Here is a 13656-nt window from a genome sequence, read left to right as displayed (position 1 = left end):
GGTCGGCAACTATAAAAAGTAGAATAAGGATTTGAAATGAATCAGGAAACACAGCAAGTAGATGGCCGCTCGAATAGTCATTCCTTAGAAAATCCGACCACTGAAAAGAGCCTGTTGAAGTATATTCTGCGTGTGCTTGGTCCCGGTTTGCTAATGGCGGGTGCAGCCATTGGTACTTCGCATATAGTGCAATCTACTCGGGCTGGTGCGGATTTCGGCTTTCAGTTGATCGGGCTGGTGCTGCTTATCAACGTGCTCAAATACCCGTTTTTTGAGTACGGTCATCGTTATGCAATTGCCACGGGTGAGAACCTGCTGGATGGCTACAAGCGAATGGGGCGCGGCTTTCTGTATGCATTCCTTTTGCTGGCAATTGTTTCTGCTATCGCATCAACCGCGGCTGTCACCTTTGTGACCGTAGCTATACTTCAATACTTTGTCGGAGCTGTTCTGCCGCCAGTTGTATGGGCCCTGGTAATAATAACTTCGTGCATAGCGATTCTGTTCCGTGGCCATTACCGGAGCCTGGATTTTGCCATGAAGCCCATTATGGCGGTACTTGTTGTTGCCACGGCTGTGGCGCTTGTCGCTGCGCTGATCAGCCTGCCAGGCGCATCACCTGACTTTGTCAGTCCGTCTCCGTGGACGCTTACATCTCTGGCCTTCTTGATAGCGCTTATGGGTTGGATGCCGGCGCCGATCGAGGTCTCGGTATTTCAGTCGCTATGGGTGCAGGCAAAGGGTCGTGCGGCCGGCCAAAAAGTAACATTGAAAGATGGTCGGGTGGATTTTAACGTGGGTTTCGGTTTGAGCACCTTGTTGGCGTTGGTATTCCTTAGTCTGGGTGCGCTTGGAATGCACGGAACCGGCATGGTCTTGCAGGAATCCGGTGGTGGCTTCATTACTCAGTTGGTGGGAGTGTATGTTCAGTTGCTGGGTGCGTGGGCGGGGCCTGTTATTGCTATTGCAGCATTGGCGACCATGTATTCGACAACCTTGACCGTTATCGACGGATACTCACGTGCTATGGCGGTAGGTTGTAGACTGATCGCGCCACAGCTGAAGTCTCCTGAGAAACTTTATCTGATGTGGATGGGTTTTGTTGCTTCTGGAGCGCTGCTGGTAATAATGTCATTCGCTGGTTCGTTGACGCGTCTGATAGATGTGGTGACGATCATGGCCTTTTTCTCTGCACCCATTTACGGCTATCTGAACTTCCGCCTCATCACTTCCTCGCACACACCGGCGGCCCTTCAGCCTGGTACGGTAATGCGAGTGCTGAGCTGGATTGGTATGATCTTCTTTGTATCGGTCGGTTTGACGTATCTGGTAATCCGCTTCGTGTAAATCAAACCCGTGCTGGAGAACGAAATTTCACTGAGTGGTCAGCCTGGCCCTGTCTTTGACAAGGTAGTAGCCGGGTGCAGCGTTAAAAATCGTCCGATGGTTAAAATTGCATTTGAAAGGCAGCAATGATGAAAAACAACACGTTTTACCCTTTGTCTATTTCTGACATCAGGCCGGAAACTGACAGCGCCGTTTGTATTACTTTTGACGTGCCTGATGATCTCAGGGAGATATTCCGATTTATCCAGGGTCAATACATTACTCTCAAAAAGACTATAGCAGGCGAGGAATATCGCCGTTCGTATTCCATTTGTTCGGGCGTTGATGACGGTGTATTGCAGGTAGGCATCAAGCGTATTGATGGTGGTATCTTTTCTAATTTTGTGAACACTGAGTTAAAGGTCGGTGACACCATTGATGTCTTGCCCCCCGGTGGGAATTTTTACACACAATTGGACGCCAATAACGAGAAAAACTACATGTGCGTCTGCGCGGGCAGCGGCATCACACCTGTACTGTCTATTGTCAAAAGCATATTGTCTCAAGAACCCAACAGCACCGTTACGCTTCTCTACGGCAATCGAAACTCCGCAACGGTTATGTTCAAGGAAGAGCTTGGGTTTCTGAAAAACCGTTATATGACGCGTCTCAACTGGCTTAATATTCTCAGTCGGGAGAAGCAGGATGCGGATGTTCTGTTTGGGCGCCTTGACAATAAAAAAGGCGGTGAGCTGAACAAAATGAAATTGATTGATATAGAGAGTACCGATGAGTTCTTCTTGTGTGGTCCTGAGTCCATGATTTCTGAAGTCTCGAAGGGGCTGCGTGACGCCGGTGTTGACGAAGACAACATCCATTATGAGTTGTTCTATTCCTCGCCTGACGACGCAAAAACGGCGATCGCGAAGCATCATGAGCGGGCGAAAAGAAGCGGTGGGCGAGTAAGCAAAATTGACGTGAAAGTGGGTGGTCGTTCAATTCAGTTTGACCTGTCAGCCGATGGCGAGAATATTCTTGATGGTGCCATGCGTAATGGGGCTGATTTGCCATTCTCCTGTAAAGCCGGCGTGTGTGCTACCTGTAAAGCGCGTGTGATGGAAGGCGAAGTGGAGATGGATCTTAATCACTCGCTAACGGCGCAAGAGGTGGCGGCAGGGGTTATTCTGACATGCCAATCACATCCGGTGAGTGATCATGTGGTCGTTGACTTTGATCAGGTGTGATAGGCGCGTTATTGATCTGCTGATCGGACTCTTGAAGATGCGCTGCTCAATGCAGATGTGTTTCTGTATCTCTCTGCCCCAAGTGTATTAATAGGCCCGCTTACACAAAAAATGCCACGAGATCCCTTTATTTTCCGGGGTGCGCTGGATTGCGGAGCCACGCAGACTGATATGGAAATGAAACAGGCATGCGCAAAAGCTATTGATGTCCTGGCTGATCGGTTCGTCGCATTGTAGCGGCATCCTGTCGCCCGTGTGTGTCTTGCTGCCTGGTCTGGAAAGGTCGGCTCACGTGTTAATACCCCCTGTTTCGGGGCGAGGAGTATTTAATCTGACGGCGCTGGCCGTCGCGGACATATCCTGTAAAGGCAAGGCGCGTGCTCAGGATCTTGAGTCGGTGGCTTAGCCCTGAGTGTGGTGTGAGAAGAAAGGAGTTCAGTGTCCAGTCAATAAGTTTTTCGCTTTATATGTGCCATAGCTACAAAAATTTCTCTTTGAGTATTGGTGCATGAGGTGGTATGAATCACACGGTTGTCATGATCGATTGTCGTGGGTGCTAATAAATTTATATCTGCTGCGTTTATTGTGACACACAGTACTTTACATTGTGTGCCTAAAGTGTATCATCTCTGAGGGTTGACCCAAGTGTATTGACTTTGGGGGGGAGAGCTGCATATCAGGTTTAGCGGACTGATCAATGTAGAAACCCGCAAGTAATGGTAACGATTCTTCTTATAATGATAATGAGAACATCAGTGGAGGACGAACGGAATGAAGAAAAAATACATGCACATTTGCATGCAGGCGCGATCTGCCAGCTTTGTGGGGGCCAGTGCCATAGCGGCAATGCTTTCCGCAAACGGTGCCCTTGCGCAGCAGACTGACGGTGACACGAGGATTGAGGAGGTTGTCGTAACAGGCTCCCTGATCACGCGAAGCGGCTACGAAGCTCCGACGCCTGTGTCTGCACTGGATGAGGAGGCGTTTGATCAAATGCCCGTCACCCAGATCGGGGAGCTGGTTGAGCGTCTTCCGGTATTTCAGGGCTCCCAGAACGCACGCAATAATGTCAGTGTGAGTGATGGTACGTCTGGCACCAATCTGCTTGACCTGCGTGGTCTAGGTCCAAACCGGACCCTGATTTTGCTGGATGGCAAGCGCGTAGTAGGTGCATCAATCGGTGGCGCCCGGGGAGGCGCAGTTGATGTCAGCAATCTGCCAAGTGGTCTGGTGCGTCGCGTTGAGGTAACCACCGGTGGTGCATCAGCGACCTACGGTGCAGACGCCCTTGCGGGTGTAGTCAACTTCATGCTTGACAAGGATTACACGGGTTTCAAGGCTCGCTTTCAGGGTTCTCGTACAACCAAGGGAGACGGTGATGCATACGTAGCCGGATTCAGCGGTGGTATGGAGTTTGCTGACAGCCGTGGTCATTTCCTGATCGACGTGGAGCGCGGATACGATGAAGGTATTCAGGGTAAGCCGCGTAGCTGGGCCGAAGGCATGACTGCTCTTGTGCCCAATCCGGCGTATGCCTCCGATAATTCGCAGCCTTTCTATACCATCATTGATAACGCGGGTCTGGAGCGTGCTACCTATGGTGGCTTGATTTTAAGTTGTTCGCCTGCAGGTGGTGGTGCTTGTCCGCTTCGGGGCACGCAGTTTACTGAGGGCGGCGTGCCTGCTCCCTTTGAGTTCGGATCGATCGTTAGTGGCATCTGGATGTCAGGTGGCGACTGGGAAACGTCCACCCTTCACCGTGTAACCGGTTTGTCGCTGGAGCAGGAGCGCGATAATCTGTTCCTGCGCACCAGTTATGATCTGACTGATTCGACCACGGTTTATGGTGAGTTCATGTATGGTGACTCGCTGTCAACTAACCCGGCGACGGCCTTTGCTTTCAGGCTGGGTAATATCACCATCCGGCGTGATAACCCCTTTATCCCGCAGTCTGTCCAGGATCAGATGGATGCCAACGGCATTACGTCGTTCAGGATGGGAAGTGTTAATGGCGACGGTGGTAACATTCAGTTCCAGAGCCGACGCAAAATGACCCGCTTTGTGCTGGGTGCAGAAGGTGAAGTGGCTATAGCGGATACCCCATGGTCATGGGATGCCTCATTTGTCAGTAACTGGAATGATGTCCAACAGAAAACTCCAAACAACCTGAACAACGCCAAATACAACCTGGCCACGGATGTGGTCCTGGATAGTAACGGAAACCCGGCTTGCCGTATTAATGTTGACAGCAACCCGGCAAACGATGATCCGGCCTGCGCACCTTACAACAATATGGGTCTGGGTGTGGCCTCTCCGGAAGCGTTGGCATATGCATACACTACCGGCTGGATGAACATGCGCATCAAGCAGGAAATGGTGTCTGGCAGCATGTCAGGTGATCCCATTGAAAACTGGGCAGGCCCTGTGTCTGTTGCCTTTGGTGCTTCGTATCGTACTGAGGAGGTGGGCAACAGCGCATCCAGTGCGGAAGACCGGGCGGGTGTGTTAACAGGCGGTAACTACAATCCGACATTCGGCGATTATGATGTTACCGAATTTTACGCCGAGACTGTGATTCCGCTGCTGGCTGACGATCAGTTGGATCTTAATGGCGCGTTTCGCTGGACGGACTACAGTACTTCCGGCGACGTGGATACCTGGAAGGTCGGTCTGAGCTGGCGCCCTACCGATGATCTGCGTATCCGTGCGACCCGTTCGCGCGACATCCGGGCGCCCAGTCTGGGTGATCTGTTCGACGCGGGCACCTCCGGAACCGGTACCATTCGTGACCCATTCCTGGGTGTTGAGAGCCAGGTAGTCAGCCAGACGCGGGGTAATCCGAACATTCAGCCCGAGATTGGTGATACCACCGGTCTGGGTTTTGTGTATCAGCCGTCGTGGTTGCCCGAGTTTGCCATGTCGCTGGACTATTATGACATCGAGGTTGAGGATGCCATCCTGTCCATCGGTGGACAGGCTGTGGTAGATCGCTGTTTTGATGGCGATGAGGCGCTGTGTAACAGCATTGTGCGCGATCCGGGTAATAACCAGATTGTGCAGATTTTCAATCAGCCACAGAATGTCCTGTCGCAGCGGGCGGCGGGCTACGACCTGGAAATGAGCTACCGTTTTCCTCTGTCCAACATTAGTTCCAATCTTGCGGGTGATCTGTCATTCCGTGCATTGTTCACCTATGTTGATACTCTGGAAACCAATGATGGCGTGATCGTTGCGGATGGTGTTGGTAAAGTTGGACCCAGCATTGGCGCGCCAAGCTTCGGTCTCAACTCTGCTGAGAGCCGGTTCCTTAGCTCTGTGACATATGCAAACGGACCGCTGGATGTGACATTCACTGCGCGGGGTCTGGGGGCTGGTGTATATGATAACCGTTACATCGAGTGCGCACCTGGATCGTGCCCTGTTTCTACAGCCGCGAATCCGACTGTGAATAACAATAGCATTGAATCCATTACCTACTTCGATCTTGGGTTTAACTACGCTCTTGAAAATGGCAAGGTGTTCATGAACTTCCAGAACGTGTTTGACCGGAATCCGGCGGCTGTTGCTTCAACCAGCTTCTGGTCAGGCCCGGGCAACATGACTTTCTATGAGCGCATGGGACGTATCGTACGTGTGGGCTTGGACTACGAGTTCTAAGTTGATAGTCCGTAGAGCTTGATAGAGGCGAGAACTCACCGTGTAATCTGCGGTCGTTATCGCCTTCTGCACACAGCCCGTTGTCTCATCTTGAGGCAGCGGGTTGTTTTCAGGTTCGGCCGGTTAGTGCGAGACCAACTATCCGGTGCTTGATAGCCGGATCGTGTTCCAGTGTGGAGTATGATATGAAAGATCGAAAATTGTCGTTTTTGATACTGCTGGGTGCATTATTTTCATTTACTTCGTTGGCCGGTTACGTCAGCGCGTTTCCATCCGCTGATATCGCGAGCCGCGGTCTTCAGGATGTTGATTTTCCCCGCTCTCAAGAGCTGGCTCCAGGAATTTACGCCTATGAGGGGCTGCATTCGCCGCTCCCGGATGGCACCGTTTTTAATACTGTCAGTTTGATTATTGTTACAAACGACGGTGTCATGGTCGTCGATGGTCAGGGCGATGTATGGCAAACAAAACTGATGATCGATTTCATCGAAGATCTGACCTCTCAACCGATTAAATACGTCGTGGTCGCATCAGACCATGGTGACCACGTTGGCGGTAATGCCGCATTTAAAGCCGCTTACCCTGATGTGCAGTTTATTTCCTCACCGGTATCGCAGCTCAGGCTTTCCGGTTCTGACTATAGTCCGGAGCAAATCGTGACGGATAAACGTCAATTGACTCTGGGTGACACCGAAATTGAAGTCCTGAACTTAGGGCGTGCTCATACAGGTGGCGATCTGGCGGTGTACTTGCCGGAAAGCAAGATACTTTTCCTCAGTGAAATCTATATGCGCGGCCTTTTCCCGGCTATGCGTTCTGCCTACCCGAGTGAGTGGGTCGTCGCAATTGAAAAAGCGCAGTCCATGGATGTGTCCTGGTTTGTTCCCGGCCATGGATTTATTGATGACGCGGCTTCCATGGAGCGCGACCTCGAAACCTATCGACAGGCGATTGCAGCAGTAATTGATGAATCGGCGCGTCTGCATGCTGCGGGTGAGTTGTGCGAATCTCCCAATGCATGTCCGGCAGTCAGCAATGCGGATTGGGGGCAATACGGCACATGGGACGCGAGTGATAATCAGGCTCCCTTCGCAATAAGACGTGTCTATCATGAAATCGAAGGTACTCTGGACGGTGTGCAGTCTGCGGCAGATCAGCGTAGCCTGACTGAATTGTGGGAAGCCGGTCAGGTAGCCTTCGGCCAGTACGTAACACAAACTCCATACACTGTGCAGACAGGGCTGGATCTGGCTCAGAACATGCTGTTGGACTATGCATTTGTCAGTCTTGAATCGCAGTACGATGTAAGCTGGGCGCGAGATCTGATTGAGGGACTGGAGCGTGGCAGTTCCTCGCAAGACCTGCTGGTGCGTATACCCTCCATTTCTGACGACGGTGCAGATGTTGCGCGCGCCAGGGTGCAGGAGTTGCTTGCGCTGGGTGTAGATGGCGTCGTGATTCCACATGTGAGGAGTCTCGAAGAAGCGCGCCAGGCGGTGTCTTTTTTTGAAGGATTCAACGTTTGGTCGCCGGATAATCCGGACGGTGATGTGATTGCTATGCTTATGCTCGAGACTCCCGAGGTGTTTGAAGACCTGGAGGAGGTTGCCAATATTCCCGGATACAGTGTGCTGGCCTGTGGCATCGGCAGTCTCACCAGGGCATTGGATGGTGACAGAGAGAGAGCCGAGCGATTGAACCTGGAATTGCTGGCGCAAACCCAGCGCGTTGGCATGGCGGATATCATTACCGCCGATCCGGCATCGGTCGCGCAACGGGTAAGTCAGGGTTTCCTGGGTTTGTTGGTGTTTGGTCCTGATGCGGAAGAAACACTCCGCCTGGGGCGCGCAGCGGCCGGCCGCGAATGATGTGGATGTGTTTTAAGAGAGTGCGCTCGGTACTTTGTCAGGCGCGCACACTTTGATGGATGAAAAATCAGATAATTAGAAGAGGTAAGCTATGGATAAGAAAATTTCTCGCCGCACCGTTCTGCTGCGAGCGGTGCAAATACCTGTTGGAGGCAGTATTCTTTTTGGCCTGTCCGCCTGCGGCAGCGATAGCGGAAACAGCACCGCAATGCTTTGTGCCGACCCGAGTCAGATGACCTCTGCCCAGGAAAGTGTGCGCCGCACCTTGAGGTACACAGAAGTGTCTCCGGATCCTGCCAAGGTCTGCTCAGGGTGTGATTTTTTCCATGCCGGAAGCGAAGCGGGCGGGTGCGGAACCTGTGAAATGTTTACAGGCAATCCGGTGAATCCGGGTGGTTATTGCGACTCCTGGAGCGTAGACGCCTGAAGTCTGTCTGAGACTCATCGAGAGCAATCGGGGATAAACACGCTACAGCGCGTGGTTGCTGAGTGGATACTTTGTTGTAGATTAAAATCTGTCGTGTAATTCGGAGTAAAAATGAAAACGTTTCAACCAATGTGCCGCGGGCCTGGCGAGCTATCTTGCGCATACATGTCCCGCATGTTCAGTAGTATGGTTCTGGCGGCGGGCATTGCCATCGGTTTGGCAAGTGTGTCGGGTTCTGCGGCCGCGGCTGAGTTGTCAGAGCTGGAGCAAAGAGGCGAGTACCTGACCATTGCCGGCGGCTGTGTGACCTGCCATACAGAAGAAAATGGTGCGCCATTTGTGGGCGGCCGCCCGTTTGAGACGCCATTCGGAACGATATATTCCACTAATATTACCCCCGATCCAGAGACAGGTATTGGCCAGTGGAGCCTCGAGGATTTCGCCAAAGCGATGAGAGAGGGCGAAGCACCCGGCGGTAAACATCTGTATCCGGTCTTCCCTTACACCTCATATGCCCTGATCAATGATCAGGATATGGAAGCTATATATGCTTACTTCCGGACAATTGAGCCGGTGAACTACACCCCGCCGGAGAACAGTCTCGGCTTCCCTTACAATCAGCGCTGGGCGTTGGGCTTCTGGAAGATGCTGTTTCTGGACTCGACCCCGTTCGAACCTGATCCTGAGCAATCAGCGGAATGGAATCGAGGCGCTTACCTGGTCGAGGGGCTGGGTCACTGCAGCGAATGTCATACGCCGAGAAACTTCCTGGGTGCGAAGAACAGCGGCCTTGCGATGACCGGCGGAGTGTATATGGATCGCGTCGAGGGGAAGTGGTCGGAGTGGTCGGCACCGAATATGACTTCAGATGTCAGTGGTCTGGCTGCATGGAGCATTGACGATATAACGGACTATCTTAAGCTGGGTATCAGCGATCGTTCTGGTATTTACGGGCCGATGAATGATGTGGTGGTCAACAGTACGCGCCATCTGGAAAGAGAAGATGTGCGCGCGATGGCTGTATACCTGAAAAGCTTGCCGGCCAATGCGCAGGACAGTGGTGCTCCTGCTTCAGCGGATGTCTTGCGTACTGGCTCGTTACAGTACGACATTCATTGCGGCAGCTGTCACTTGCCCACAGGGCTGGGTGCGCGCGAGCAGGGGCCGCCCCTGGTGGGCAACCCTGTAGTGTTGGATGCAAATCCACAGTCGCTGATCAATGTTACCCTGTATGGAGGTCAGCGCCCGCATATCCATCCTTCGAGGGAGTGGGAGGCCAGCCAGTGGATACACATGGAGCCTTTCCAGAATATATTGAGTGATGAACAGGTGGCAGCCATTCTGAGTTTCATTCGCGCATCATGGGGACATGAGGCAGGCGCCGTGACTGCAGAGCAGGTCGCCAGGCAGCGCTGACAGAGTGTAGGTTGAGGTGGAGACCTGCCTGAGCAGTCGCTGATCTGCAATCAGCCCGCACGACCTTCAGCAAGGTCATGCGGGCTGATTGCATTCTGATCGGCCATATAGTCCGGGTTCTTTGTCGCAATCTACAGCGTCATGGCGATAACTGATACAGCTTTAACCGCCCTTTCATGATGAATGTTGAGCAGGCTGTTTGATTCCTGCCCGCCATCAGAGACTTCGGTGGTTCCCTTCCCCTTTTGTACTCTCAGGTAGGCGCCAGACAATCGCCAGCCTCGCATTTTTGCACGATTCAGCAAGTAGTAAACATCATAAGTGACACGCATTTTGATAGTTATAGGCTTAATGAGTATCGCTAAAGGAGTTGGTTTGGCGAGTATTAAAGCCGCTGTCCGCCACGCGCCATACGGCTCTGCGAGCGAGTGCAGGTTTTTTTTCGGAAATTATTAATACCAGTGCGCTGCTGCTTTAGGTGACGTGAATGCGTCTAAATAGGGTTGACATGTATCGTATAAATCTGAGACGCTTGAGAAAACAATAACTGTCCATGTTAAATTTGATGGCCGAAGGGGAAATAGCACGATGAGTTTTGTGATGGGGCAATCAACTCCGAGGTTTAGGCGGTGTCTTACTGGCGCGATTCGCGGTACTGCAATAGGTGTGTTGGCCATGACAGTCCTGATTGGCTGCTCGCCTTCAGATCCTGAGCCCGAAACCCCGGGAACAGAGGCATTAACCAAGCTGATCACGGCAGATCAGTACAAGAACACGTTGAGCTACATTTTTGGTCCGGGTATTGACGTACCTGCGCAGTTTGCGCCCGTGACGCGAACTGAAGGGCTGCTCTCCAACAGCCTTGCCACTGCAGGTGTCAGTAGCGGGCAGGTTCAGACTGTTCAAGCCGTGGCCTCCAATGTGGCCAGCCAGGTTGTAGATGTCAGATATCGTAACCACCTCATCCCTTGTCGACCTGAGTCACTGAATGGTCCGAATGATGCGTGTGCAGCGCAATTCTTGTCTGACGTGGGCCGCCTTCTGTTCCGTCGTGCGTTAACCGAGGAAGAGGTCGGTGTTTTCACTGAGCAGGCCAGGTTTGCTGCCGAAGAGCTGGAAGATTTTTACGCTGGCATCGAGGTTGTGCTCGAAGCGTTGCTGGTTCACCCCGAAACGCTGTTTGTTATCGAAACTGTAGAGCCCGATCCGGCCAGCCCGGGGCAGCTGCGTCTGGATGCTTACTCTATGGCCTCGCGCTTGAGCTTCTTCCTGTGGAATGCTGGTCCAGATACAGAATTGCTGGCTGCTGCTGAAAGTGGAGATCTGCTGGCGCCAGGTGGCATAGAGCGCGCCGTCGACAGAATGCTGCAAAGTGAGCGTCTGGTAGAAGGAATGAGAGCCTTCTTTGATGACATGCTGGTATTTGACGAATTTGCGACGCTTACCAAAGATCCCAACATTTATCCGCAATTCACCAGCGTGACGGCGCGCGAGGCGCGTGAGCAAACTCTGCGTACGATTATTGATCACACGCTTGTAAAAGATCAGGACTACAGAGACCTTTTTACTACGCGATCGACCTTTATGTCACCGAATCTGGCAACGGTATACGGTGTGCCTGCAGAGCCGGGCTGGACGCCCTACACATTCGAAGAGGATAGCCCCCGCGCGGGTCTTCTTACCCAGGTGAGCTTTTTGGCGCTGACCTCACACCCTGGCCGTAGCTCTGTGACCGAGCGCGGTATGGCACTGCGTGAACAGTTCCTGTGTCAGACTGTTCCCGAGCCGCCCCCCGGCGTTGATTTTAGCGTCGTAACAATGCCTGATGCGCACTACCCAACGCAGCGCCAGCGTGTCGCTGCCCACCTGGAGACGCCGTCATGTGCAGGCTGTCACCGGATCACTGACCCAATCGGTCTGTCGCTGGAGCAGTTTGACGGTGCTGGAGCTTTCCGCTTGACTGAAAATGGCGCCATTATCGACGTGTCCGGCGGCCTCGACGGGTTCGAGTTCGAAGGAGCTATCGGTCTTGGTGCGGCTCTTCGTGAAAACCCTGAACTGCCTCGTTGCCTGGTGCAGCGAGTTTACAGCTATGCCACTGGTGCGCCCCCTGCAATTGAGTCGCGCCCGGTGCTGGAGTATTTCAATCAAACGTTTGCCGACAACGGCTATCAACTACGCGGCTTATTGCGAACAATCGCGTTAAGCAATTCCTTCTCGCGGATCCAAAAGAACCCGGTCGAAGAGAATCTGTTAGCGGCGTCAGGCTCGCGCTAGCGCAATACCCTGCTGGCTGCAGCGTGGCTCGTGAAGGTTAGATGCTTACGTATAAGAAACCAACAAGTTTGCGAGAAGGAGAAGAATCATGAGTAAGTGGGATAGAAGGCGTTTCCTGAAAGGTACGGTGAAAGGTGTTGGCGTGGCAGTTGCACTGCCCTACCTTGACTACTTTCTGAACGGCAATGGCACTGCATTGGCGTCCGGTGCGCCTCTGCCTGTGCGTTTCGGAACCTGGGGATATGGTCTCGGCGGCAGCGGCGACAAGTTTATACCCAGGAACTATGGTCCTAACTACGATCTGCCTGAAGAGCTTGAATCCTGGGCGCCCATTCGCGATGACGTCAATCTGTTCACCAACGGCACCGCCTTTGTAGACGCCTCTCCGAACCGCAACCACTTTACGGGTTGGGTAGTTTCCCGCACCGGGATTGCGCCTGCTGCGGGTGCAGGTCCGACAGAAACCATCGATTTGACCATTGCCAAGCAGATCGGTAACGCTACGCGCTTCAATAACCTGAGCGCGACTGCGACTGCTGATGCGCGAGACACCTATAGCTACTACAACGCAACTACACCGAACGCACCTGAATGGTCGCCTCTGGCGCTCTACCGACGTTTGTTCGGGGTTGACTTCCAGGATCCGAATGCGGATGACTTCCAGCAGGATACCCGCGTTATCGCGCGCCGAAGCGTTCTGTCTGCCGTAATGGATCAGGAGCGATCATTGATGAAGACAGTCGGTGTTGCCGACCGTGAACGACTTGATCAGTACTTTACAGGCTTGCGTCAACTGGAGCGTCAGTTTGATCAGCGCCTCACCAAGCCAGAGCCCATCGAAAGCTGTGTGCGCCCAGAGGAATTGGCGGATGGTCTGCCCATGGACTTGTCTGTAGAGTCGGTGAAGCTTCGTCACAAGATTATGGCTGATCTGATGGCAATGGCCGTTGCCTGTGACCAGACACGTGTATTCAACATGACGTACTCTGCCGGTTTCGCATCGACTATCCGTCCAGGTTATGACATCCCCCACCACACATGTACGCACGAAGAGCCGGTGGATCCGGTGCTTGGCTATCAGCCGAATGCGTCCTTCTTCACACGCCGCGCCATGGAGTCATGGGTAGACTTCGTGCAAGCCTTCAAGAATATTAAAGAAGGTGATGGAACGCTGCTGGATAATGTGTTGATTCTTGGCACAACGGATGTCGGTTACGCACGTACGCATGTGGTTGACGGTATGTCTGTGTTCCTGGCGGGTCGCGCCGGTGGCACCGTCAAGAGCGGTAACCATATTGACCTGGCCGGCGGTTCGGTGGCCAAGGTCGGTTATACGGCGCTGCGCTTGATGGGTGTTGACAGACGGTCTTGGGGTACGCTGAGCAACGAGACATCTGACGTGATCGGCGACGTGCTGGCATAGCGGGTCTGTTTGACCTCT

General features: G+C 53.0%; 8 protein-coding genes. All 8 read left to right on the top strand.

Annotated elements, in window-relative coordinates:
- Positions 1 to 36 precede the first annotated feature (36 nt).
- Positions 37 to 1347, top strand: a complete 1311-nt coding sequence (locus PS2015_RS14000) for an Nramp family divalent metal transporter (RefSeq protein ID WP_058022810.1) — start codon at positions 37 to 39, stop codon at positions 1345 to 1347.
- A 128-nt stretch (positions 1348 to 1475) separates the two neighbouring features.
- Positions 1476 to 2570, top strand: a complete 1095-nt coding sequence (gene paaE, locus PS2015_RS13995) for a 1,2-phenylacetyl-CoA epoxidase subunit PaaE (RefSeq protein ID WP_058022809.1) — start codon at positions 1476 to 1478, stop codon at positions 2568 to 2570.
- A gap of 771 nt (positions 2571 to 3341) precedes the next feature.
- Positions 3342 to 6227 (top strand): TonB-dependent receptor domain-containing protein, encoded by a 2886-nt coding sequence (locus PS2015_RS13990; RefSeq protein WP_058022808.1) that lies wholly within the window; start codon positions 3342 to 3344, stop codon positions 6225 to 6227.
- Positions 6228 to 6412: 185 nt separating this feature from the next.
- The gene (locus PS2015_RS15500; protein WP_082628148.1) at positions 6413 to 8095 is read left to right on the top strand and encodes an MBL fold metallo-hydrolase; all 1683 of its coding nucleotides are present in this window, start codon (positions 6413 to 6415) and stop codon (positions 8093 to 8095) included.
- 91 nt (positions 8096 to 8186) lie between these two features.
- Positions 8187 to 8522, top strand: a complete 336-nt coding sequence (locus PS2015_RS13980) for a high-potential iron-sulfur protein (protein ID WP_058022807.1) — start codon at positions 8187 to 8189, stop codon at positions 8520 to 8522.
- Positions 8523 to 8633: 111 nt separating this feature from the next.
- Entirely contained in the window at positions 8634 to 9938 is a 1305-nt protein-coding gene (locus tag PS2015_RS13975; protein WP_237113337.1) for a c-type cytochrome, read from the top strand.
- 675 nt (positions 9939 to 10613) lie between these two features.
- The gene (locus tag PS2015_RS13965; RefSeq protein WP_058022805.1) at positions 10614 to 12215 is read left to right on the top strand and encodes a DUF1592 domain-containing protein; all 1602 of its coding nucleotides are present in this window, start codon (positions 10614 to 10616) and stop codon (positions 12213 to 12215) included.
- 88 nt (positions 12216 to 12303) lie between these two features.
- A complete protein-coding gene (locus PS2015_RS13960) occupies positions 12304 to 13638 on the top strand; it encodes a DUF1552 domain-containing protein (RefSeq protein WP_058022804.1) in 1335 nt (444 codons plus the stop codon).
- Positions 13639 to 13656 lie beyond the last annotated feature (18 nt).

Origin of the sequence: Pseudohongiella spirulinae, assembly GCF_001444425.1 — a bacterium.
GTDB lineage: Bacteria > Pseudomonadota > Gammaproteobacteria > Pseudomonadales > Pseudohongiellaceae > Pseudohongiella > Pseudohongiella spirulinae.
This window is presented reverse-complemented; position numbering and strand designations above follow the sequence as displayed.

What these genes read in the sequence shown, in the direction of transcription:
- PS2015_RS14000 (WP_058022810.1), top strand. Translation starts at nt 37, where the DNA reads ATGAATCAGGAAACACAGCAAGTAGATGGCCGCTCGAATAGTCATTCC.
- paaE (WP_058022809.1), top strand. Translation starts at nt 1,476, where the DNA reads ATGAAAAACAACACGTTTTACCCTTTGTCTATTTCTGACATCAGGCCG.
- PS2015_RS13990 (WP_058022808.1), top strand. Translation starts at nt 3,342, where the DNA reads ATGAAGAAAAAATACATGCACATTTGCATGCAGGCGCGATCTGCCAGC.
- PS2015_RS15500 (WP_082628148.1), top strand. Translation starts at nt 6,413, where the DNA reads ATGAAAGATCGAAAATTGTCGTTTTTGATACTGCTGGGTGCATTATTT.
- PS2015_RS13980 (WP_058022807.1), top strand. Translation starts at nt 8,187, where the DNA reads ATGGATAAGAAAATTTCTCGCCGCACCGTTCTGCTGCGAGCGGTGCAA.
- PS2015_RS13975 (WP_237113337.1), top strand. Translation starts at nt 8,634, where the DNA reads ATGAAAACGTTTCAACCAATGTGCCGCGGGCCTGGCGAGCTATCTTGC.
- PS2015_RS13965 (WP_058022805.1), top strand. Translation starts at nt 10,614, where the DNA reads ATGACAGTCCTGATTGGCTGCTCGCCTTCAGATCCTGAGCCCGAAACC.
- PS2015_RS13960 (WP_058022804.1), top strand. Translation starts at nt 12,304, where the DNA reads ATGAGTAAGTGGGATAGAAGGCGTTTCCTGAAAGGTACGGTGAAAGGT.